This is a genomic window from Bacillus sp. 0909A (genome assembly GCF_036765115.1).
GTDB lineage: Bacteria > Bacillota > Bacilli > Bacillales > Bacillaceae > Bacillus > Bacillus mojavensis.
In genome coordinates, this window is the sequence record NZ_JBAIZU010000006.1 from 64,323 (window position 1) to 87,044 (window position 22,722).

The window sequence follows — 22,722 nt, forward strand, 5'->3', positions numbered from 1 at the left end:
AAGTCTTTTTTATTGAAAACGCTTTTAATAAATCGAAAATCCTTCTTCCTCTTATGTCTTCAAGCTCCTTTACTGGAAAAATAAGCTTTTTCAAATTAAACAAGCAGAAAAAACAAACCGCAAGCTGCCGGTTTCCATGTAAAAAGCACCTCATGATAAGGTGCTTTTGTTTATTCAAGCTCAGTTTGTTTCGTTTCTTTCCCCATAATCAAAATACACACGACCGCCAGTAAAATGGCAATGCAAAAGATCGAAAAAATCACTGAAAACGGAATATGGCGGGCGGCGAGTGTTCCGACGAGCAGCGGGCCGAAAATGCCGCCGATTCTTCCAAACGCCGCTGTGGTTCCTGAGCCTGTCGCGCGAATCGCTGTTGGGTATTGCTCCGGTGTATAGGCATACAGGACGCCCCACGCGCCAAGATTAAAAAAGGATAACAGCATTCCAGCCGTCAGCAGCAGACCTAAGGAATCTGCCGTTCCGAAGAAATACGCGCTTCCCGCTGTTCCGATCAAATAAATGACCAGTATCCATTTTCGACCCGCCTTTTCGATTAGCCACGCAGCCGAAAAATAGCCCGGAAGCTGAGCAAGCGTCATCAGCAGAACATATTCAAAGCTTTGAATCATACTGAATCCTTTTAACAGCATCACACTCGGCAGCCATAAAAACATGCCATAATAAGAAAAGACAACGCAGAACCAGACGATTGACAGCATCACCGTCGGCCGTACATACTGTTTCGCCCAAACGCTTTTAACGTTCTCCCACACCGATTTCTTTTTCATAGAAAGCGATTCGTACTTTGGCGAATCAGGCAATTCTGTCCGCAAGTACAGCGCATAAAATGCCGAAAGTGCGGTTAAAAGCAAAGCCGCCTGCCAGCCGAAGCTTGGAATGACAAAATAGGAAATAAGCGCCGCTGCCAGCCAGCCCACAGCCCAAAAGCTTTCAAGAAGCACAATGACTCGGCCCCGCTTTTCAGGCACAACCGCTTCCGAAACAAGCGTTGAAGCGACAGGCAGTTCGCCGCCAAGTCCCATCCCAATCACAAAGCGGAGAATGAGAAATGCCGATAAGCTTGTGACGAAAGCTGATATCCCGCTTCCGATTGAAAAGCATAAAAGGGTAATGATAAATACTTTTTTACGGCCGATTCGATCAGCCAGCAATCCAAACAAAAACGCACCCACAGCCATGCCGATGGAATTCACGCTTCCGATCCATTTCATTTCCTCGGGCGAAAGATTCCACTCCACGTGAAGCGCGGCGATAATAAACGATAATATTCCGACATCCATTGCATCAAACAGCCACCCTAAACCGGCGACACCCAGCAGCTTACGCTGGGATATAGGCAGTTGTTTTCCCATAGCCAACACCTCTAATATGCAAAATGATTACCGTTTAAGTTTACACCTGTCTTTACACATTGTCATTACCTAATTGATGTCAATCAAAAACCCCGCTTATGATTCACAAGCGGGGGTCTTTTTATTGCTGTAATGCTGCTTTTTTAATATTATCCTGCAGCTGGGCAATTCGTCTTGCGCCCTCTTCCCGAAGGCGTTTGTTTTCTTCTTCGATTTGTTTTGTTTCCTGCATGCCGCTGACAATCGTGTTCCAAGAGGATTCGATCGTTTCTATATCAATGCTTGGTCTGCCGGCCATTCTGGCAATTTCAACACTCTGATTCGAGATGTTCTCCGCATTGCGTTTCAGCATCTCGTTTGTCCGGCGGTCAAGCTCGCTCATAGAGTCAGCCACAAGCTTTTGGCGCTTCACTGTAACGGCCTGAATAATGCCATTTTTGAAAATCGGAATCGTAATGATAAAAGCGGAGTTAATTTTCCCGATCAGCTTAGCATTACCGCGCTGAAGGAGACGGATCTGCGGTGCGGTTTGAAGCGCCACCATTCGCGCCATATCAAGATCATAAACACGTTCCTCAAGTGCCTGAATGCCGTTGCGCAGCGTATCAAGCTGCATTTGCGCAAGCTGGTTTCCGCTTGCCGCTTTTTCTTCATAGGAAGGAAGGATTGACTGCATCTCTTCCAGCTTCATTTGACCGGCAACAACATATTTTTCAAGCTCCATATAGTAGTTGATATTGTTTTCATACATTTCATCAAGCGTGTAGTTTGTTTTTGTCATCTCATCTTTATACTTGGAAATCTCAACGTTGATTTTTTCAATTTCTCCACCAAGCGTCTGATACTTTTTAAAGATTTTCTCAATCATGCTGCCGCCGCGTTTGAAAATTTTGGCCATCAGTCCCTTTGGCTCATCAAAATCATTTTTGTCAAAGCGGTCCATGATTTTTCCAAGCTGAGTCAGCATCGTGCCTGAATCTGTCACGCTTGTTGTTTTCATCATCCCCAAGATGCGGTCAGAGAACTTGGAAATTTCAACAGCCGGCTCCTTTCCGTACTCCAGCAGCTCCATTTGGTTTTTCACGTCAATTTGCTGAGCGAGGCGCTGCACCTCTGGTTCCTGGCGGAGCTGCAGGCGGATATCGTCTGCCTTTTGCTGAGAAATTTCTTCGTTCTTATCGAGAACAAGCGGATTTTGATTTTCTGTTGTCATGCTTTTCTTCTCTCCTTACTTTTGGGTAATCGTTCTGAACAGCCTTTTCACGAGCGAGGGCTCTTTATAGTCCTGCTGAAACACCATGTCGTCCAGCCAGTGAATATCATACTGATCCTCTTCGATATAATGCTCAATGTCTTGATGTCCGGGAGGATTATAAATGACGATATCAATGCCGATTTCATTCAAAAACAGCAGGGCTGCGGCGTCTGATCGTGTGAGCTCACCGTTCATTTCCGTATGATACAGCACCAGTTTCGGAACGGTCTGCGCATAGTCGAACATTTGAATCAATTTCAGCAGGTTAGCGGGAAGGTTTGTTGTTTGTTTAAACAAGTAGATCTGAACATCCTTGACCTGTTCCTGATGTAATGCCTTCAGCCGCGGGTGTCTGCACATTCTCGAGATCGTTTTGGCGATCGCGGTCTGAATGCCTGCCGGAAGCTGTTTGTACTGCCATACATTGCTTGCGATCAGCTTTTCCGGATCAATGTTTCCTTCATGATCAAGCGCGTGGCTGTAATGAAATTGATAGTTCGATCTGACTTCTTCTGTAATCGGAAAACTTCGAACCATTTCCGTTTCTGGATAATCCGCCATTGTATGAAGTCTATTCCAATATTCTTTATTGTCCTTCGACACGCCCATAATTTTGGCAAACACATTCGGAATGTCGATCGAGTGTTTATCGGCTTTGAAGTTTGGGCGAATAAACGCACGTTCTTTCGCAATTAAAAACAATTCATCATAGGTCGTTTTCAGCGTCACGGAAACCGGTGTGTGATCTCTGAACTGCCAAGGCTTGTACAGCATGGATTCCTCGTGATTCAGCACATGCTCAATTTCCTTTGTCGATCGGTACGCCACCGTTGATTTACGGTCAGGTTTTTCTTTCGGGAATGGCTGAAGGTCTGAGACATCGGGAAGCTTTTCCGTGAAGCTTAGCTCCTGCTTAGGATCAACGAGCGTCAGCTGATCAGTTCCCGCGGGATGGAACAATAGGACATCACAGCCGACAAGCATCAAGTAATATAAGAAATACAGCTGGCTTTTCGTCGCGTCTCCATACCAGACCACCTTCGGCATCTCCCGCTCTATATCGGCTTTTTCCAGCCAAAGATTCAGGTGGTTCAAGGAAAACTTTGAAACATCAAGAAGCACTCTGCGAAAATCAGGATGATTCAGTCCCTGCTCATGATTTTCGGCAAAGGTATGTAACAGCGTCATCAGTGCTTTTCTTAAATGGCGGTGCAACATGGGATTGGAATGCTTCGCAATCAGCTGTTCCCCGTCCAGAAAGGCGACAAAGCGGCTGACCGAAAGGCCTTTTTCCTGCTGATTGATGGAATGAATATGCTGAAGCGCCTGAAATGTTTCGGGTGCAATTGTTTTATCAAGCGTTTCGCTCAGGACATAAATATGATCGTTTACAGAAAGATCATACAGCTCGTTAAAGTAGTCGGTCTCATCAATGGGCGTGCCCAGTATTTGCCCGGCAAGCCGCGAAAAAGAAAAACCTTGTTCATTCTCATAGTGATCCCGCTCCGGCAATGGCTGAAACAGCATGCTTTTCCAATCGCCATGGGCCGGAACAGCTTTATGGATGGTTAACTCTTCTTGTCTCATCATATCCTCCTTTCTGGTTTGTTTGTGTAGATTACACGTGTTTTAATTTAGATATTTGCGATAAAACTGACGCTGTGATTTCTTCTCCCGCCAGCATGCCGCTTGCAACCGTTTTGCGAAGTTTCGGATCGTGACTCAATACCTCGCCGTGCGCGGGTGCAATGCCAAAATCGGCTTCACGGATCAGTTCAAGGTCAAGCAGAGAATCTCCAGCCGTATAGATTTCATCAAGAGAGAGCCTGGATTTCAGGTATTCGACCGCCTTCCACTTATTAAGCGGATTGGGAATAAAGTAAAGCTTTCGCCCCTGCAGGGATACTTGCCAGCCCTTATCGGCTCCCCACTTTTTCACAGCGGATATATCGATGTACGGTATTTTTTCCTCATGTAAAATGAGATACACAAAATAGTGATGGGCGATTCGGGTTCTTTTTACCGAATCTGATAACGAGAGACTTGCAATTTCCCTCAGCATGGCCTCGATCGGCAGACACGACGCCAGCTCCTCTTTCATCAGCTCGTCCCACTCTTTCAGAGGCTCGCCGTCCTTTAAGATGCACCCGCCATTTGTTGTCACCGCATATTCCGGCACAATGTCCTGCTGGAAACATAGGAGTCTCTTATACTGTTCGTTTGTACGCGTGGTGACGGGAATAAAATAGTGATCCTTCTGAATCTGATTTATATGTTCTTTAACGGTTGAGGAAATATAAGAAAGCTCCCGCCCATTTAATGTTTCAATCAGCTCTATCCCGGCTTCCTTATCGGGCGTGCCGATCATGCGCCTTGAATAAATTAATGTTCTGTCTAAATCGCTGGCAAACGCGTTCATAGGCTTTTCTCCGCCGGACGAATCAGCCCGCAGCAGCTGTAAGACATGTTCTCGTATTCTTCTACAGGCACTCCCCGATCCTTTGCCAGTAAAAGAATATGTTTCAGCGTTTCTTCAGCGCCAGGCTGAATTAGTATTTTCCAAGGCACTCTGCGAAGAAGCACACGGGTCGTTTCTCCGACTCCCGGTTTGATCAGGTTCGTATTGTTGATGCCAAATTGCTCTCGGATCGTCTCAATGGAAACCAAGCCGCTCCAATCCGGTTTCATACGTGCGCGCTTCAAGCCAATCGCCAAGCGTTCTGCTTCTTTAAAAATAGACGGAAATTGCTCGGCTATCGTTTCAATATAGAATACAGAAACATCCTCTTCGCTCAGCTCACGGTAATATTTCGCCCCGTGAAAATCATCCGGCCCGATCCATTTTTCATTTAAGACCGTGCGGCTGACAAGACCCGAGACTGTAGAGTTCAAGCAGGCACTCGGAATCAGAAAATCCTCCTTCGTTCCGTAGATGTCCGCGCAACTACCCGGATCGGCAAGCACCGCAATTTCTGAGGAAAGTCTCGTATTCCAGCGCTGGTTAAACTGTTGGATGGATCGGTTCAGTTCTTTTGTAATAGCGCCTTTGCCTGTCCAGCCGTCGATAAAAGCGATCTTTCCGTCTGGATGATGCTTCAGCATATACTGCAAGGCGTTTTCATCAATTCCTCTGTCCCGAATAATCGATATGCTGTAGTGCGGAACTGAGATGTGATACTTCATCTTGATGTACCGTTTAATCAATACACCGATCGGCGTGCCCGCCCTTGCCAGGCTGCACAAAACCGTATCGTTGCCGTGTTTAGCGAAAAGCTGCTCCGCCACAGCTCCGGCCGCCAACGCAACCTTCTGTTTACTGTCTTCAAGCGAGGCATAAAACAGTTTCATATACTCATCTGTCGGCTTATATTCGATCGGCAGCATCTCAGAGTAATGGGTGCCGCTTTGAATCGACCGTTCCCGTTCTTCCGTGCTTTTTTCAATCGAAACGGCGGACAAATCTTTTAATAGAAAGGTGACATCCTCCTTCGGATAGCTTCCAATCCGGTCAATTATCTCTGTCAATTCAGATCACGCCTTTCCTGAAAGGGTTACAATGTGGATATGCGGCACTTCTTTTTCTTTGAATAGATGAAAAATCGGCTGTAACGCCTCATCCGAAACGGTCTTTTCAAGACAGAAAAAGACTTCGTCATACGCTCCGGCGGGGAGGTTATAGATAAAATGGCGAACCCCCTCATCTTCGGGATTCATAAATGAATATCCGTTTTGCACAGCATAGCCCTCTTTGGCAACAGGGTGAATCGGACTGCGGGTAGTAGAGTGATAAGAAATAGAGCCGTGAAGATGCGCTGCGATGTTCATAGGGATGTACATCAGCTCTCCCGTTCCGAGCACAAGCGTTCTTCTCCCCTTCCGATATTGTTCCACATGCTGCGCAGCTAGGCGGCAGGCCTCGTGAACGGCCTGCCTGTCACTCGCCTTTAAGCCAAATCGCCCTGTTTCCTTCACATAAAAATGCTCGTCTGCGAATGTGGCCGGCTGATAGGGTAAGGATGCAAAGAAGCCGGACAAGTCGATGTCTGTTCTGTTTATTGCTGATTCCTGCGGCTTCGGTTTGTAATCATAGGTGGACTCTGACAAAAGCTCTCCCTTAAAGGAAATGCGCCCAGACAGTAAAGCTGTTGTTGATATGGGAACCCCTAATTCCCGTTCCGCTTCAGCATAAGCTTGTTTGTGTTCCTCAGTCCGCCAATCCAATAAAGACAAAACAGCGTACTCTTTGCGGGGAAATTTCGATTGTATATCCCGAATGATATGCAACGCCGTTTTTCCTGTTGTGATTTCATCATCCACGAGAATCACCGGGCAATTGTTGTTGATCATATGAGGTTCCGCATAGCACAGCTGATCGGTCGCATGGGAGTGCTCCTCGACAAATGTAATGGAAGGCTCGTTGTTTCGTATTTGTTCACGTGTTGTATGGACATACGACGCAATCTCAATGCAGTCATAAACCGCGTGTCCAAGTGCTGTCGCCGTTTCCGCAAACCCGATCACAAGCGGCGCCTCCTCTAGTGCTATGCGCTGCTTTTGCAATGTTCGATAAGCATCCCGAAGCCCGCTGTCCGTTCCTGAAAGAAACCCGTTCAGAATGTCAGCCTTCTCCTTCAGCTCACGGCCCGTTTTTCGTTCAGCGTACTCCAAAGCAAGCAGCCCTGATGCTAAAAGCGGCTTCAGCGGATGAACTGGAATATGCTTTCCCAGCACTTTGCTGACAAATAAAAAACCTCTTTTTTTGTTCACTCGCGCCGCCATTTCAAATAAGACTTGCTCCGGAATAGAAAGCGGATTGTCAGTGACCGACAGATCAACCGCCATATTGTCCAATATTTGAAGTGGTTTGCTGTTCGTTGAGCAAATCGGAGAAAGATCGGTTTTCATGATACACCCCATAAATTTCTGATTTTATTATGATGTTCTCAGCCCATTTCATATGGGGCTTCATTTCATTCATTTTGTTGGAAAAATGGCTTTTCATCACGCCGATTGAACCGTTTCCGTGATGAATAATGCTTAACGCATCCAGATAGTCTTCCTTTGATACAACATACAGGCTGTTTACCGCTTTAAGCTGAGAAGGGTGAATGACTGTTTTTCCGTGAATCCCGTTAGCAATATCAAGCTCTGTTTCCTTCACCAAGCCTTTGACATGCTCATTCAGCTCAGCAGGCTGGTGTCCTGATAGAAGGTGAGGCTTTTGCGCTGCCTGGAAATATTCCCAGACCGGTCCAGAAACGACAAATGTCCGGCCGAAATAATTGATGACATCTGCCATAAAATCAGCAATCAGGCGAATATCATAGATGGTTTGCCCCGGCTTTCTCCGGATACCGTATAACCCGCACAAATCAGTCGCACCGATTCGCACGTTTAGAATCAAGTCGTGATATTGATGCAGTACCGCACTCAGCTCTCCGAAAGCCTCTGTCCGCGTCTCTTTTGAAAGCAAATCGGGCGTTTCTAAAATCGGCATTCCATAAATCGGCGCTCTCCTATCGCGAGAGATGTTTTTCAGCGTTTCCGCATAGTTACGGGCGTTGACTCCTGAACATTTCGGAAACACAAAACCGGTTAACAAATGGAGAAGGTGCTTCAAGCGGCCGGCCAGCTCCTGCATCTGCTGCGGAGAACGCACCCTTACAAACAAGAGCGGAAGATTTTCCGGTTCTATTTTGTTTTGCTGAATTGCCTGTTCTATGCGCTCAAGCTGAATGTTGAGATTATGTTCAGCCTGCTCGACTTCATGATCCCCAATCGCATCCTCTAAGCAGAACACAACGGACGTTAGATCCTCGTATTTTTGTTCAGTAATCATAGCGCCGATGTCATGGCGGGTTGCAGGCATATATAATAGGGCTCCCAGCGCTTGTTCAAGCCACTTTTTCGGCGCCTCTTTCGTGACCTGTTTCGGCACTTGATAAAATACATGCTCTTCTTGACGCGCTGATAAATAGTGGAAATACCGCAAACCAGTCACCCTCTTTTCTGTAACAAAAAAGGAAGGACATCAAACTCCCTCCTTGTTTTGTTTTATTCTTCTTTTGACGCAGCTGTTTGTTCGCGCACCTGCTTTTGTTTGTTGATATAGTGAATGATAAATGTCACCGCAAATGCAGCGATAATGATAATGAAGAATACAGAATGCGGCATTTCATAATGGAAAGCGCTCCCTGCCATTTTCAGCGCGATAATTCCGATTAACACGAATGCTGTGTTTTCAAGCTCAGGGATTTTATCGATCAGCACAAGGAATACTTTTGCCACTGTACGCATCATTAAAATACCAAGCATACCGCCGATCAGAAGAACCCATACTTTTTCAGATACCGCAAACGCGGCCAAGATGCTGTCCACAGAAAAGGCAAGGTCCATCAGTTCAACTGAAATAACAGTTGCCCAGAAGATACCGAATGTACGGACCATCCAAGAATTTTTCTTAATACCGTCTGCTTCCTCTTCTTTTTCTCCGATCCAAAAGTGCTTAATGACGAGCCAAGCCAGGTAAAGCGCGCCAAGCACCTTGATCCACCAAAATTTAATGAGAAGCATACCGAGTCCGATGAAAATAAATCGGAAAATATACGCTCCGAATAAACCATACGTTAACGCTTTTTTACGCTGTTTTTCCGGAAGGTGTTTCACCATTACCGCAAGAACTAACGCGTTATCGGCCGATAAAAGGCCTTCCAGCACAACAAGGGAACCGATCAGACCCCAAGAAACCGGATCAGTCAGAACTTCCCCCCACATTTCCCAATCGAAAAATGAAGCATACGTAGACATGATGTGATGTAAAAATTCCAAGTTTTTTCCTCCTATTAATTGAAAACGGTGACTGCTTTATTTGTCACTCGCTTACACCTGCAAACCGTAGTTCCGGCATAATGAAGCAAGGCCGCCGGAAAAACCGCTGCCGATCGCATTGAACTTCCACTCGTTTCCGTGTCTGTACAGCTCACATACGACAACGGCTGTTTCAATGGAGAAATCTTCCCCCAAATCGAAGCGAAGAAGCTCATTTTGAGTCTCTTCATCTGCAACGCGTACAAACGCGTTTGACACTTGTCCAAAGTTTTGGCTGCGTGCTTCCGCGTCATGAATGGTAACTGTGATGCCGATTTTCTCAATGTGAGCAGGGATTTTTGAAAAATCAACGATGATCTGCTCATCATCTCCGTCGCCTTCTCCGGTGCGGTTGTCACCCGTATGGATGACACCGCCGCTCGGATGCTCAAGGTTATTATAGAAGACGAAATCGAGATCATTCACGCAGTTATCATGCGCATCCACTAAAAAGGCTGAAGCATCCAGGTCAAAATCGTGTCCGCCTGAGTACTTATTTGTATCCCAGCCTAAACCGATCACCGCTTTTGTGAGTCCCGGATTTGTTTTCGTTAAATCCACACGCTGTCCTTTTGCTAATTGAATGGCCATACTGTCTCTCTCCTTTCTGCTCTTCGTAATATGTCTTAACCGACTTGCAAGCCGTAATCTGTTGCGATGCGGGCAAGACCGCCTTGGTAGCCTGAGCCGATAGCGGAGAATTTCCATTCGCCGTTGTGTCTGTAAAGCTCTCCAGCGATAATTGCCGTTTCAATAGAGAAATCTTCCGCAAGATCGTAACGAATAAGCTCTTCATTTGTTTCTTCATTGACAATGCGCACAAACGCATTTGACACTTGTCCAAAGTTTTGGCTGCGCGCTTCCGCTTCGTGAATCGTGATAACAAATGAGATTTTGTCGATATTGGCAGGTACGGCGCTGAGATTGACTTTTACATTCTCGTCATCACCCTCGCCAAGGCCTGTCAGGTTATCGCCTGAATGAACGACTGAACCGTTTCCGCCTTCAAGCTGGTTATAGAAAATAAAATCATTTTGAGATGCGCATTTTCCAGACGCATCTAAAAGAAACACACTTGAGTCAAGATCAAAGTCATGTCCGCCGTCATACTTATTCGTATCCCAGCCCAAACCGACAACAACCTTTGAAAGACCCGGATTCGTTTTTGTTAAATCTACCTTTTGTCCTTTTGCCAATGAAATTGCCATGTTTCATCCACTCCTTTTTTCTTTATACGTATCGGTTGACAATATCTTCTAATCTCGTATCGTTTGTGCCTTCGCCGACCGCCGCGAATTTCCACTCGCCGTCCTGGCGGTAGATTTCAGCCGTAATCAGGCTTGTTCTGCCAGCATAATTGTCTTTCAAATTGTATTTGAGCATTTCTTCATGATTTGATTGATCAACAACACGGATAAAAGCATTTTGAATCATGCCGAAATCCTGTTTTCTTCTTACGCAATCATAAATATTCACAACAAATACAAGCTTATTAATGTTGGCAGGCACTTTCGCCAAATCAATTAAAATCTGCTCATCATCGCCCGCTCCGTCGCCTGTCAGGTTGTCACCTGTGTGCTTGACACTGCCGCAGCGGCTTTTCAGGTTTCCAAAATAAATGACATTTTTCTTATCAGTGAACTTGCCGTTTTCCAGCATCAGCACTGATGCGTCACAGTCAATATTTGGTCCGCCTCCGCCGAGCAGCTTTCCAAAAAAGCCGCCGCCTGATGAAACAGGGTCCCAGCCGAGACCCACCATCAATTTTGACAGACCCGCTTTTCCTTTTGTTAAATCAATTCGCTGACCTTTTTCTAAAGAAATTGCCACACGATTCACTCCTAATCATCGAAATGTGAATATAGTCACATTTATTTTTACGTACAAACGTAACTTGAATGCCGTAAATTATTAATATATACGTTTTTTATTATATCAAAGTTTCGTAAAAGTTTAGAATAATTGACGAAAATCCTCGAAAAAAATCTCCCATATTTGATATATCTTTAGCAAATCATATGAATGACGGATCTTAAACAAACCATTTGACGTGAGCGAGTCATTTTGCCTATTCTTGTATCACATTCTAAAAAGCAACGGAAAGGAAGCGGCCTTTTGATTCATTTAAGCATACTTGATCAGGCACCTGTTTCTAAAGGAGAAAGCCCCGTGACAGCCCTTCAGCATTCGGTTGAGCTGGCCGGACGAAGTGAAGAGTGGGGCTATAAGCGTTATTGGTTTGCCGAGCACCACAGCACGAAAGGACTGGCAAGCACGGCACCGGAAATTATGATCGCACGCATTGCGGCTCACACCAACAAGATTCGTGTCGGGTCTGGCGGTGTGCTTCTGCCTCAGTACAGCCCGTTTAAGGTGGCCGAAACCTTTCGCCAGCTTGAGGCCTTGTATCCGAACCGGATTGACCTCGGCCTCGGGCGTTCGCCGGGCGGAACGACGAAAACCCGGCTCGCATTAACCGACGGCATCAAAAAAAGCTTAACCGATTTTAACCGACAGCTTCAGGATGTCTCTTATTTTCTGACCGATTCGCTTCCCGCCGGGCATCCGTATGCCGGGATCAAAGCAGCGCCTCTTATTGATACAGTGCCGGAGCTTTGGGTGCTTGGATTGGGGGAAAACAGCGCAAGGCGAGCGGCCCATCAGGGAATCGGATATGTATTTGGACATTTTATCAATCCCGAACGAGGGGAAAGCGCGTTTCGCGTTTATCGTGAAAACTTTCAGCCATCAGCCCATTTCACATCTCCAGCCGCACTGTTTACGATCTTTGTCATTTGCGCAAAAACAGATGAAGAGGCAGAGGAGCTCGCGTTAAGCCAAGATTTGTGGCTTCTTCGCGTCGGGAAAGGCTTGGACAGCAGGGTGCCAAGCATTGAGGAAGCGAAAGCATACCACTATACCGAATCAGATAAAAACCAAATACGAGAAAACAGAAAGCGCATGGTCATCGGTTCTCCAAGCACTGTAAAACAGCAGCTTCTAGAGCTAGCTGACCGCTATGAAACAAATGAAATGATGGTTCTTTGCAATGTGTTTGACTTTGAGGCAAAAAAAGAATCATATGAGCGTCTTGCAGAGTTATTTCTATAAAAAAAGCAGTTTTTCCTGAAGGAAAAACTGCTTTTTATTTTTACCTGCGTCCTTTTTTACGCTGGGTTTCTTTTTTGATAAACGTCCATATCCCTTGAACTGCAAATCCGATCAAGAGCAGAACAATTAACAGCAGGGTAATGGAAGGCCCTGGCGGTGTACCGAGCTGATAAGATGATGTCAGTCCCATAAATACACTGAATAAGGAAATGAGAATGGCTGACATAAATACCATGTTAAAGCCTTTTGCGATTCTAATGGCGAAAGCTGCCGGCAATACGAGCAGTGCCGATACGAGAAGTACGCCGATAATTGGAATAATGACTGAGATCGCAAGACCAGTGACAATACTGAATGACATCGACAGAATGTTTGTATTGATTCCTGACGTTTTGGCTGTTGCTTCATCAAATGTCAGCAGGTAGAGCGGCCTTTTTAATACGATAAAATAGAGCAGGATCAACAATGTAATGATGCCGATAATATAGACCTGCTGCTGGTTAACCGTCACGAGCGACCCGAATAAGTACTGGTCAATGCTCATATTGGCGGCGCCTTTCGAAAGGCTGATTAAAAACATCGCGAAGGACAGACCCGCCGCCATTAAAATGGCAATCGATACTTCCGAGTATGTCCGATATGCCCGCCGCATGTATTCAATTCCGACCGCGCCGATGGTCACAACGACTATGCTCGCTGCGGTAATATTGGTGCTGAGGAAAAAGCCGATGGCCACACCCGACAGTGAAATATGCGAGAGTGTGTCAGCCATTAAGGCCTGCCTTCTAAGCACAAGGTATACCCCTAGAATCGGGGCCATGATGGCGATCATGCCGCCTGCTAGAAAAGCTCGTCGCATGAATTCCAAGTCAAACATTTCCATCCGCCTTTTTCTCCTCTCTCTAATCGAATCACTTTATCTAAAAACTGCTGTACTTCATTTTGTTCATGAGTGACCATCACAACTGTGCGATTGTGATTTTTTACCAAGTGGTGCATGAATTCGTAAAACCCTTTTCTGCTGTCATAATCAACCGCTGTGGTCGGTTCGTCCAGCATTAAGAGATCGGGATTGCTGGCAAGCATTCTGGCAATACAGATTTTCTGTTTCTGGCCGCCCGACAAGTCACCGATTTTCCGATGGCGAAGCTCCCACATTTCCACCATTTTCAGGGCTTTTTCTACTTCGATATGATCTTCTTCATTCAAACGTTTAAACCATTTCCCTTTTGTGTACCGGCCGGATTGGACAAGCTCAAGCACGGTGCTCGGAAAACCTGCATTAAATGAAGAAATTTGCTGCGGGACATACCCTATAGTCAGACGTTTGCCGTCTGCATTCTTTTTACTGATTGTTACTGTGCCTTCCCACGGTTTCAGCATGCCGAGCATCACTTTGATCAGCGTTGATTTAGAAGCGCCGTTTGGACCTGTAATGCCGACAAACTCGCCGCTTTCAATATCAAGAGATACTTTATCCAACACAGGCGTGTGGGAATAGCCAAACACGATATCTTTCAATGAGACGAGATTCATGTCAATCTTCCTTTCTCACAAAGAAATAGTGTGCACCCTCCGGCGCACACTATCTTTTTATTTATCCAATAGTGAATCTTTCAGGGCATCGAGGTTTTGTTTCATGATGTCGATGTACCCTACACCTTTATCCTGTTCTTCTTTGCTTAAGCCTTCCAGCGTATTCAGCACTTCTGTTTTCGCGCCGATTTCACTAGCTAGCGTATCTGCAACCTTGGAGGATGCAACTTCTTCAAAATATATGATTTTTACGTCATGCTCTTTGGCATACGTTTTCAGTTTTGCTAGGTCAGCTGCACTCGGCTCTTGTTCAGGAGAAAGCCCCGCAATCGGAACCTGAGTCAGGCCGTATTCTTTTGCCAAATAGCCAAAAGCTGTGTGCTGTGTGATAAATTCTTTTTTCGCCGCTTTTTTTACGGTTGTACGATATAGTTTATCAAGATCCTGCAGTTTTGCAATATATTCTTTACTATTTTTCTCATAGTATTCTTTGTTATCCGGGTCTTGCTTCACGATTTGCGCAGTAATATTTTCAACTTCCTTTTGCGCTAAAACAGGGCTGAGCCATACATGAGGGTCCATTTCATGGCTGTGTTCATGCTCTTCGTGATCTCCGTGTTCATGTTCATGTTCATGCTCTTCTTCAGAGCCCTCCATTAAATCAATGCCTTTGCTCGCATTTACGAAAACCGCGTGATCTTGGCCCAGGCTTTTTTCGGTTGAAGGTACCCAGGTTTCCATGTATTTGCTATTATAAACGAACAAATCTGCGTCCTGAATGCTTGCAATATCCTTCGGCGTCGGCTCCCAGTCGTGCGGTTCCACTGAAGATGGAATTAATAGATCCACATCGCCCTTATCTTTCACAATTTGTTTCGTAAATTCATACATCGGATAGAACGTCGTGACAATGTGCAGTTTATCACTCTTTGAATCCGCTGACCCTTTTGTTGATGAGTTGCCGCATGCCGCGACCAATAAGAAGCACGCTGCAATCACAAACAAACCGCTCCATTTTTTAAACATACCGAATATCCCCTCTTTTTCACAATGACTTTAAATCAAAATGATAACGATTTTGTAATCCTTTATAATAATAAACCGAAGTCATTACGTTTTGCAAGATTAATTTTATGTTAACGTTATGTTTTTATTATTTCCGTTTGCAGCGCAAATATATGTACTGAAAAACCCGGCAAACTGCGCCGGGTTGACTTCTTAATCTCTTTCATTCAAAAGATATACTCTGCTCTCGTAAGGCTGAAACATCATTTCATCAGCAATATCACCGTTGTTTTTATAATTGCTGAGAAGAAGGGACGCCTGGTTCTTGCTGCAACGCTCCGGCAAGTGGAATACAGCCTGCTCTTTTGAAAAATTATTTACCACCAAAAGCTGCTGGTTGCCATTCCCTCTAACGTATACAAACAGCTGCGGATCATCTGGGAGCAAGAGATCGTAGCTTCCTTTTATGAGATCTGCATACTGCTTTCTCAGGCTGATCACCTTTTTGTAATAGGCTAAAATGGAATCGGGGTCTGCCTCCGCTTCCTCAGCATTGACGGATGTATAGTTCGGATTGATCTTCAGCCATGGCGTACCATCCGTGAATCCAGCATTCTTCCCGCTGCTCCATTGCATCGGCGTCCGGGCATGATCCCGGCTTTTGGCCAAGATAGAAGTCATCACTTCTTGAGGTTCATAGCCGTTTTCAAACACCCGTTTATGATACATATTGATCGTTTGGATATCTTTGTAGTCCTCAATTCTCAAAAACGGCGCGTTTGTCATGCCGATTTCTTCTCCTTGATAAATATACGGCGTGCCTTTCATAAAATAAAGGACAGTGGCAAGCATTTTCGCGGACTCTTTGCGATATCTCCCTTCATCTCCGAAACGGGAAACGATCCGCGGCTGGTCGTGGTTGCACCAAAACAGTGTATTCCAGCCTTTATGTTCAAGCGTCTTCTGCCACTTTGATAATACGGATTTTAAATCAGATAGCTCCAGGGGCTTCAGATCCCAATGTTCTTTTCCCGGCTGCTGGTCAAGCTCCATATGCTGAAAGTGAAAAATCATATTCAGTTCATGCTTATCAGTTCCCGTATACGTCAAGCCTTCCTCCGGTGTGACAGAGCCAACCTCGCCGACCGACATGACATCATATTGTGAAAATACTTCATCTGTCATCTCTTTTAAATAGTCATGGATCCGTTCGCCGTTCGGCTGGAAGGGTTTCGGTTCTGCGCGCTGATTGACGTAGTCCTCATATGAAGGAAGGAACTCTTTCTTTGAGATCAGATGAAGCTGGTCTATGCGCAAGCCGTCGACCCCTTTATCGAGCCAAAACTTCATCATGTCATATACGGCTTGGCGAACGTCAGGATTTTCCCAGTTTAAGTCAGCTTGTTTGACGGCGTTCATGTGCAAATAATATTCGCCAGTGTGTTCCTCATATTGCCAAACCGGACGCCCGTAGTCTGACAGCCAGTCCGTTGGCGGGCCGTTCTTTGTGCCGGGGCGCCATAAGTAATAGCTGCGGTACTTGCTGTTTTTGTCCAGCTCCGCTTCTTTAAACCACGGATGCTCGACTGAAGTGTGGTTTAGGACAAAATCCATGACAAGCTTTAAGCCGCGCTGATGCACCTCGTCAAGCAGATCATGAAAATCCTCCATCGTGCCGTAAGAATCCATAATCGTCTTATGGTCAGTTACATCATAACCGTAATCAACATTTGGAGAAGGATAGATGGGACATATCCAAATCACATCTGCCCCAAGCTCCTTTATGTAGTCTAGCCGGGAAATTATTCCCCGCAAATCCCCGATCCCATCTCCATTACTGTCCTGGTAACTTCTTGGATATATTTGATAAACGACGGCATCCTTCCACCAGTCTTTTTTCATCCCGCACTCCCCCTGTTTTTCTTTCTACTCGAGCTGAGACGGATAGAGTGTCATTCCGCCGTCCACAAACAGTGTTGTACCGGTCACATAACTCGCTTCTCCCGATACGAGCCAAGCAGCTGCAGCCGCCACTTCTTCCGGTTGTCCAAAGGCTCTCATCGGAATTTTTTTCAATTGCTTTTGTCTGTTTTCTTCTTTTTTCGTGTCGACGTTGGACTCTGTGGCGATGGTGCCCGGTGCGATTGCGTTGACGCGAATTCCCTTGTCTGCATAGTTAAGCGCCAGCGTTTCCGTCATCATCTTGATGCCGCCTTTAGAAGTTGAGTATTGAATATTGACTGGGCGCGGAATCTGCTGATGTACACTTGAGATATTGAGCACGTTTCCTTTGATATTGTTCTTCATCATGTGATTGAGCGCGGCTTTTGCCCCCATAAAGGTTCCCGTTACGTTTACATCAATGACTCTTTGCCAATCTTCAAGGCTCATCTCATGCGGCATAGCTTCTGCACCGTTGAAGCCTGAATTGTTCACCATTACATCAAGCGTGCCAAAGTGTTCCAAAGCGGCATCCATTAGCGCCTGAATCCCTTCTTCCTTTGACACATCCGCTTCAACTACGACGGCTTTTCCTCCGTTTTGCTTAATGATGTCCACTGTTTCATCGGCTCCTGACGGGTCGCTGTGATAATTCACAACCACATTCATTTTCTCCTCTCCAAAGCGTTCCGCAATGGCTCTCCCGATTCCTTTTGAAGAGCCTGTTACGATGGCTGTTTTCCCGATTAAATCTTTATACATAAATGATTTCCTCCTCTGATTTTCCTTTGTGTACTGGAAAATACCCTGTTTTCCCGGGTTGAAAACAGCATAAAAAAAGCAGAGAACCTTTTCGGTTCTCTGCCATCTCTTATTGGAAGCGCTGCTCGGCAAGTGTCTTTTTTATGTCCATCAGCCTGCGGTAAAAGAAAGCGGCGGACTCATAATCTTGCTGCTGATTGAAGCGTTCTGCCGCGTCCTGCATGAGCTCTTCTGCATCAGCGAAAAGCTGGCGGGATTCCAAAAGGTCAAAGCATTCTTCGAGCACCTTCCTGTCGCCGCTGCCAAGATAAAGCTCATGAATAAGGCGGAATTTTGTTAAGTACATGTCATCCGCCCATTCTGCCGCGCTTGTAACCCCGCGTTGATACGTCTCTATTGCTTTGTCGTATTTTCCTTCTTTACAGTAGATATGTGTCAGTGAAAATACAGCTTGAACGGTCTGCTGAAATTTGTGCTTTTCAAAAATGGCGGCGGCCTTCTTAAAATAGCCCTCCGCTTCGCTAAGATCTCCCAAGCTGTACTTACAGTGGCCTACGTTATAATGAGCCGCAGCAATCATGTATGCCTCCTCAAGCTGACTGGCATAATCCAAAGCGCTGCACAGGTGCTTGAGCGCCTTTTCGTGATGATAGACATCCGTCAAATTTCCGGCAATGATAAATTCACACTGCACGCGGCGGCGGCCGTACAGTTCGTATTTCGTATAAATATCAAGTGCCTGGCTTGCATAATTCATCGAAAAATACGTTTGTTTGATGTGATAATACACTTCTGCGACCTTAAAAAGAAATTCAGCTCTTTCAATCTCATCTTCCACATACTCCAGCTTTTCCTCGGCGTGCTTATAATGATTAATGGCTAAAATGAAATTTTTCTGCTTAAATTCGTACATCCCTCTGAAATAGTAAAAATAATATTCTAATAAGCCCGTCAGTTTTTGCTGATTGCTTTCAATTTCATTCAGCATGTCAGAGAACGGAGGCTCGGTGTCGCTGTCTTTCACCGGCATCAGCTTGTCCAGCATGATCCGATGCCGAAATTCCATCAAAGAAAAATATAATAGTAAATCCTGATTTTCTTCCATGTCTTCTAATTCGTACTCGATCTCCTGCTTTAATGCTTCTGCTTGATCTGCTTCAAACGCACGAATGTGTTTATACCATTCGTTTAGTTTGACCGCCACTTCTTCAGATGGAATCTTTGCTCTCAATGATCTGCCTCCTTCCTCCTGCTACTATTTATGTTATATTTTATCATAGCTATTCTCTTTTAGAGAGAGTCAATGGCTTAAAACATAACATTCAGCAACTCATGAGAAAGTGAGACCGGTATGAAATTAATAGCAAAAACATCGTTCATCTTATGCCTCCTGTTTGTGGCGGACCTTTGTTTTTCATATGTGCGGCACGCATGGCACTCTCAAACCGCCCTGCAGGACAGGCCTGTTCCTTCCGCTCTTGATCCGATTGTGAAGCAGAATGCCGACACCCTCAAGGCTGCCGCATCAAATAAAGGCATCTCGATCGTGATTACTGAAGGATTCAGATCCTTCAAGGAACAAGACGAATTATATAAGCAAGGACGCACAAAAAAAGGGAATATTGTCACCTACGCTAAAGGAGGGGAATCGTATCATAATTATGGTTTGGCGATTGATTTCGCTCTTCAGAAAAAGGATGGCAGCATCTTATGGGATATGGATTACGACGGCAATCAAAACGGGAAATCAGATTGGCTGGAGGTCGTCACCATCGCTAAAAAACTCGGATTTGAGTGGGGCGGGGATTGGGAACGGTTCAAGGATTACCCTCACTTGCAAATGATACCTGACTAGATACCCTCACAGCCTCTTCTTTTTTCTATTATGCGCGTCAATATATGAAGGATAGATTGGCTTATACACAAGCTTATAATGCTGATGGCTGCCTGCTGAAAAATCTGGCTGCCACTCCAGCCTCACATCAAACGCAGATAAAAATGCTTCTCTCGCTTCGTCGGCTGAAACATCCGGTATATGGTTGATTGTTTCTAATTGCTCTGGATCTATATCCGGAGCCATAAAAGCGTCAATTTTTCCGGTTTCCGGGTTGACGACGATGCGGGCAGCGCCAAACCGCAGCGGTATTCCTTTATACCAGACAGAAAAATGATTGCGGACCCTGCCTCTTTCATCGATTCGGATTGGGTTCACTCTGAAAAACTCATCTGCTCTCGGATAGAGCGCGTACAAAAACTGAAGCGCTGTCTCTTGGCATTCTTCCGTTGAGTATTGGCCGGACACTTGATGTTCCATGAAGGAAATAGCTGCTTTTAATTTCCCTGTTTTTTTATCAGTCTTCATTTTGATTGTATTATTATTTCTCGTTGCAAAATAGCTTCCTATGCTTAAATCCTTCCGCTCGGGTGCAGTGCCTTTGCGCCAAGTGCTTCCAAGTTCATCTCCGAAGTCCCTTTCACCGACTTTTTTCATATCAGAAGTAAGTCCCAGCATTTCATATATATCGGTTTCTTCTTTTTTTTCAAGCGGCGGGAGAGGCGCCCCGTTTTCCGTTCTTTCATCCGATATGTGCTGGTCAGGCACAATTTCGTCTACATCCGCTGGATAGCTGTAACCCGGCAAAATTGGTTCATAGACGAGTCTGGGCGACTGTTCATCATCAATGACATCATACATGAGCCGTAAAGACATTGTATTGACGTAATGGGAAATGACCTTCTCTTTCTCTACGAATTCCTTTGGGATGTCGGCTTTGTTCCCTTCTCCGTAATATAAAAAATGGACAATCTGTCCGCTGCGTGTGATATCTATTAAAAATCCTGAATTGGGGAGCGAGAGGCCCAGCAGTTTTTTTGTATAAACAAACCGGATGTGATGCCCTCGTTCTTCCTTGGCTTGAAAATGAAATTTCATAAATGTGGCCGGATGGTGGGCTGCGGCAAACTGAAGAGCTGTCAGCTTCAGTTCGGCGTCTGGGAGCTTTTTGTCCTGCTCGAGGCCGGCGGCTGTTGAAAATGTGAGCAAAGCGCCGTCGCTCGCGAGTTCTACGATAATTTGCTTTTCCGGATCTTCAGGGTCCTTCCAAATGAAGTATGCATGCCCCTTCTTCTTTTGTTTTTGAGCATAATCTTCTATCTCAAGCTCATAATGCGGCGGTACATTTCCGATCTCTTGCGCCTTCTTTTTCAGCTGTTTGTTTATCAATGAAGTCATCCTTTCAAAGAGTCTACGACAAAGAGAACCTTGTTTATTATATAAAAAGACCCTTCTTCTTTTAAAGTGAAGAAAGGTCCTTTTCTATTAAGGAAACTGGATTTCTATATTCCTTCTGTTACTTTCATCACACATAGACGTTACATGCGCCGCAAATGCGTGACTTTTGGCTGTTTTACAATGCACTTATGACAGCCTCACCAGTATGGGCATCAATCAATCTCGGATATACCGGCTTGTAGACGAGACGATAGCTGTTTTCTTCATCTTCTTCGTGTTCTCTCTCCCAGCCAAGCTCCACTTTAAAATGGCGCCAAAAGATAGACTTGGCTTGTTCCGGTGAAATGGATGGAACTGGGTCAACAGCTTTGAGCACTTCAGGGTCAATGTCCGGTCCCATATAAACGATAATGCGCCCAGTCTGGCGGCTTACGCAGATTCTGACCTGCCCAAACCGAAGCGGAACTCCGTTACAGTGCACGTCAAACGTAAAGCCGGCTGACGAACCTTCTTCACCCTGTTTATCGTATTTCATCTTAAAATATTGATCAGCATTCGGGAATAACGCGAACAGAAAACGAATAGCGATTTTTTCGCACTCTTCCTCGCTTACGGTATTCGGCCCTTTTTCGTCTATAGACGACATAACACCTTCGAGTTTTCCGGTTTCTTTGTTATGGATGGTTTTCAGCACTTGGTGAACCCGTCCTCTAAACCAGCTGTCCATGCTTTTATCCGCCGGTTGATACACAGGAACATCCGGATTCCGCCAGACGATCCCGATTCTCCCATTTCCTATTTCTGCTTCCCTTACTTTTACCAGTCCGCTGTTCAAGCCGATCATGCTGCCAAGGTCTGCATTTTCGTGAATACCTTCGAATAAGGGAAGGGGAAAGCCTTCTGACTCCACGTCATCATCATCCAATACTTCTTTTTTTTCACTTACATCTGCAGGCACAGCAATGCCCGCGTTTTCAACCTCATACACCAAATGCGGCTGATCGTCTCCGTTTTTGTAGACAGAGCGATGAAGGATCTCAAATAGGAGAGTGACATCTACATCTTTCTTAAAATAAGCCATTGCTTCTTTTTCATCTGCGACCTGTTCCGGCTTGATTATATTGCACGCTTTTCCGTAATACCGAAAATACACCACCTCCCCTGATAAGGAGACATCAGCCATAAAACCGCTCATAGGAAGCGGCAGTCCGTCTTCCATTTGAACATATGAAAACCTTACTTTGTCATCAAATGCCTCATCATTTTCTTCACGGACAAACGCAGACGGAGCTTCAGGATAATAAGAGTTCACGAACTGAATCAAGATATCCTCTATTTGGTCTTCGGACAGCTTCTCACCGCTTTCAGGCTCAACATCTCGAGAAAGCCCTTCCAGCTTTCCGTCCGCTCCAAGCTCTACGATGATCCCTTTGTTTTCATCCTGCGGATCTATCCAGCAAAAATACGCTCTTTTCTGTTCATCACCATAATCTTCAATTTCCAGCTTTAAGTGTGTCGGCACACGGCCGATTTCCAGTGCTTTTTGTTTCAATTCCTCTTTTTTCACCAAAGCAGCCCCTTTCTTCGTTCGAATGTCACCCTTCAACTGATTACAAAGTAGTAGTCTAATATACACAAAT

The 22,722-nt window shown here is 45.3% G+C and carries 21 protein-coding genes; 2 read left to right on the plus strand and 19 right to left on the minus strand.

The features are described 5' to 3' along the window. Window positions 1–170: 170 nt before the first annotated feature. The 11 genes from niaP to V6D42_RS17915 form a co-directional block, all read right to left on the minus strand. Window positions 171–1,373, minus strand: a complete 1,203-nt coding sequence (gene niaP / locus V6D42_RS17865) for a niacin permease NiaP (RefSeq protein WP_333514129.1) — start codon at window positions 1,371–1,373, stop codon at window positions 171–173. A gap of 121 nt (window positions 1,374–1,494) precedes the next feature. Next, window positions 1,495–2,586, minus strand: coding sequence for a toxic anion resistance protein (locus tag V6D42_RS17870; protein WP_010332934.1), 1,092 nt, complete (start codon window positions 2,584–2,586; stop codon window positions 1,495–1,497). Window positions 2,587–2,601: 15 nt separating this feature from the next. Next, complete coding sequence (locus V6D42_RS17875; RefSeq protein ID WP_333514130.1) at window positions 2,602–4,215, minus strand: YceG family protein; 1,614 nt, start codon at window positions 4,213–4,215, stop codon at window positions 2,602–2,604. Window positions 4,216–4,246: 31 nt separating this feature from the next. Continuing rightward, window positions 4,247–5,047 (minus strand): HAD family hydrolase, encoded by an 801-nt coding sequence (locus tag V6D42_RS17880; protein ID WP_333514131.1) that lies wholly within the window; start codon window positions 5,045–5,047, stop codon window positions 4,247–4,249. Further along, the gene (locus V6D42_RS17885; protein ID WP_333514132.1) at window positions 5,044–6,153 is read right to left on the minus strand and encodes a cysteine protease StiP family protein; all 1,110 of its coding nucleotides are present in this window, start codon (window positions 6,151–6,153) and stop codon (window positions 5,044–5,046) included. Before V6D42_RS17885 ends, V6D42_RS17880 begins: the two co-directional genes overlap by 4 nt. A 6-nt stretch (window positions 6,154–6,159) precedes the next feature. Further along, window positions 6,160–7,470, minus strand: a complete 1,311-nt coding sequence (locus V6D42_RS17890) for a phosphoribosyltransferase family protein (protein ID WP_333514218.1) — start codon at window positions 7,468–7,470, stop codon at window positions 6,160–6,162. Next, window positions 7,460–8,620: an HpcH/HpaI aldolase/citrate lyase family protein gene (locus V6D42_RS17895; protein ID WP_333514219.1), complete on the minus strand. Its 1,161-nt coding sequence runs from the start codon at window positions 8,618–8,620 to the stop codon at window positions 7,460–7,462. Before V6D42_RS17895 ends, V6D42_RS17890 begins: the two co-directional genes overlap by 11 nt. Window positions 8,621–8,682: 62 nt before the next feature. Further along, on the minus strand, window positions 8,683–9,456 hold the full coding sequence (locus tag V6D42_RS17900; RefSeq protein WP_010332928.1) for a TerC family protein: 774 nt from the start codon (window positions 9,454–9,456) through the stop codon (window positions 8,683–8,685). 51 nt (window positions 9,457–9,507) lie between these two features. Next, the gene (locus V6D42_RS17905; protein ID WP_010332927.1) at window positions 9,508–10,086 is read right to left on the minus strand and encodes a TerD family protein; all 579 of its coding nucleotides are present in this window, start codon (window positions 10,084–10,086) and stop codon (window positions 9,508–9,510) included. Between the two features lie 35 nt (window positions 10,087–10,121). Next, window positions 10,122–10,703 carry a TerD family protein gene (locus tag V6D42_RS17910; protein WP_010332926.1) on the minus strand — a complete coding sequence of 194 codons (582 nt, stop codon included), beginning with the start codon at window positions 10,701–10,703 and terminating at the stop codon, window positions 10,122–10,124. Window positions 10,704–10,725: 22 nt separating this feature from the next. Further along, the gene (locus V6D42_RS17915; RefSeq protein ID WP_010332925.1) at window positions 10,726–11,325 is read right to left on the minus strand and encodes a TerD family protein; all 600 of its coding nucleotides are present in this window, start codon (window positions 11,323–11,325) and stop codon (window positions 10,726–10,728) included. Between the two features lie 285 nt (window positions 11,326–11,610). On the opposite strand from V6D42_RS17915, the gene V6D42_RS17920 reads away from it, so the two are divergent. Further along, a complete protein-coding gene (locus V6D42_RS17920; RefSeq protein ID WP_010332924.1) occupies window positions 11,611–12,606 on the plus strand; it encodes an LLM class flavin-dependent oxidoreductase in 996 nt (331 codons plus the stop codon). 40 nt (window positions 12,607–12,646) lie between these two features. On the opposite strand, the gene znuB is transcribed toward V6D42_RS17920, so the two are convergent. The 6 genes from znuB to V6D42_RS17950 all read right to left on the minus strand — a co-directional run bounded on the left by znuB (window position 12,647) and on the right by V6D42_RS17950 (window position 19,081). Next, a complete protein-coding gene (gene znuB / locus V6D42_RS17925; RefSeq protein WP_333514133.1) occupies window positions 12,647–13,489 on the minus strand; it encodes a zinc ABC transporter permease ZnuB in 843 nt (280 codons plus the stop codon). Beyond that, a complete protein-coding gene (gene znuC / locus V6D42_RS17930; protein ID WP_010332922.1) occupies window positions 13,447–14,142 on the minus strand; it encodes a zinc ABC transporter ATP-binding protein ZnuC in 696 nt (231 codons plus the stop codon). The genes znuB and znuC overlap by 43 nt, the downstream gene beginning before the upstream one ends. Window positions 14,143–14,199: 57 nt before the next feature. Continuing rightward, a complete protein-coding gene (locus V6D42_RS17935) occupies window positions 14,200–15,168 on the minus strand; it encodes a metal ABC transporter substrate-binding protein (RefSeq protein WP_333514134.1) in 969 nt (322 codons plus the stop codon). 192 nt (window positions 15,169–15,360) lie between these two features. Continuing rightward, window positions 15,361–17,049, minus strand: a complete 1,689-nt coding sequence (locus V6D42_RS17940) for a glycoside hydrolase family 13 protein (RefSeq protein ID WP_333514135.1) — start codon at window positions 17,047–17,049, stop codon at window positions 15,361–15,363. Between the two features lie 24 nt (window positions 17,050–17,073). Next, on the minus strand, window positions 17,074–17,850 hold the full coding sequence (locus V6D42_RS17945) for an SDR family oxidoreductase (RefSeq protein WP_333514136.1): 777 nt from the start codon (window positions 17,848–17,850) through the stop codon (window positions 17,074–17,076). Window positions 17,851–17,959: 109 nt separating this feature from the next. Further along, on the minus strand, window positions 17,960–19,081 hold the full coding sequence (locus V6D42_RS17950) for a Rap family tetratricopeptide repeat protein (RefSeq protein ID WP_333514137.1): 1,122 nt from the start codon (window positions 19,079–19,081) through the stop codon (window positions 17,960–17,962). 120 nt (window positions 19,082–19,201) lie between these two features. On the opposite strand from V6D42_RS17950, the gene V6D42_RS17955 reads away from it, so the two are divergent. Then, window positions 19,202–19,705, plus strand: coding sequence for a M15 family metallopeptidase (locus tag V6D42_RS17955; protein ID WP_168746869.1), 504 nt, complete (start codon window positions 19,202–19,204; stop codon window positions 19,703–19,705). 6 nt (window positions 19,706–19,711) lie between these two features. On the opposite strand, the gene V6D42_RS17960 is transcribed toward V6D42_RS17955, so the two are convergent. Then, window positions 19,712–21,073, minus strand: a complete 1,362-nt coding sequence (locus tag V6D42_RS17960; protein ID WP_333514138.1) for a YcdB/YcdC domain-containing protein — start codon at window positions 21,071–21,073, stop codon at window positions 19,712–19,714. A gap of 184 nt (window positions 21,074–21,257) precedes the next feature. Beyond that, the gene (locus tag V6D42_RS17965; protein WP_333514220.1) at window positions 21,258–22,676 is read right to left on the minus strand and encodes a YcdB/YcdC domain-containing protein; all 1,419 of its coding nucleotides are present in this window, start codon (window positions 22,674–22,676) and stop codon (window positions 21,258–21,260) included. Window positions 22,677–22,722 lie beyond the last annotated feature (46 nt).

Bases quoted from the DNA above. Each gene is read 5' to 3' on its own strand.
- V6D42_RS17905 (WP_010332927.1), bottom strand. From the start codon at position 10,086: ATGGCCATTCAATTAGCAAAAGGACAGCGTGTGGATTTAACGAAAACA.
- V6D42_RS17955 (WP_168746869.1), top strand. From the start codon at position 19,202: ATGAAATTAATAGCAAAAACATCGTTCATCTTATGCCTCCTGTTTGTG.
- V6D42_RS17910 (WP_010332926.1), bottom strand. From the start codon at position 10,703: ATGGCAATTTCATTGGCAAAAGGACAAAAGGTAGATTTAACAAAAACG.
- V6D42_RS17880 (WP_333514131.1), bottom strand. From the start codon at position 5,047: ATGAACGCGTTTGCCAGCGATTTAGACAGAACATTAATTTATTCAAGG.
- V6D42_RS17890 (WP_333514218.1), bottom strand. From the start codon at position 7,470: ATGGCGGTTGATCTGTCGGTCACTGACAATCCGCTTTCTATTCCGGAG.
- V6D42_RS17870 (WP_010332934.1), bottom strand. From the start codon at position 2,586: ATGACAACAGAAAATCAAAATCCGCTTGTTCTCGATAAGAACGAAGAA.
- V6D42_RS17940 (WP_333514135.1), bottom strand. From the start codon at position 17,049: ATGAAAAAAGACTGGTGGAAGGATGCCGTCGTTTATCAAATATATCCA.
- niaP (WP_333514129.1), bottom strand. From the start codon at position 1,373: ATGGGAAAACAACTGCCTATATCCCAGCGTAAGCTGCTGGGTGTCGCC.
- V6D42_RS17945 (WP_333514136.1), bottom strand. From the start codon at position 17,850: ATGTATAAAGATTTAATCGGGAAAACAGCCATCGTAACAGGCTCTTCA.
- znuC (WP_010332922.1), bottom strand. From the start codon at position 14,142: ATGAATCTCGTCTCATTGAAAGATATCGTGTTTGGCTATTCCCACACG.
- V6D42_RS17875 (WP_333514130.1), bottom strand. From the start codon at position 4,215: ATGAGACAAGAAGAGTTAACCATCCATAAAGCTGTTCCGGCCCATGGC.
- V6D42_RS17935 (WP_333514134.1), bottom strand. From the start codon at position 15,168: ATGTTTAAAAAATGGAGCGGTTTGTTTGTGATTGCAGCGTGCTTCTTA.
- znuB (WP_333514133.1), bottom strand. From the start codon at position 13,489: ATGGAAATGTTTGACTTGGAATTCATGCGACGAGCTTTTCTAGCAGGC.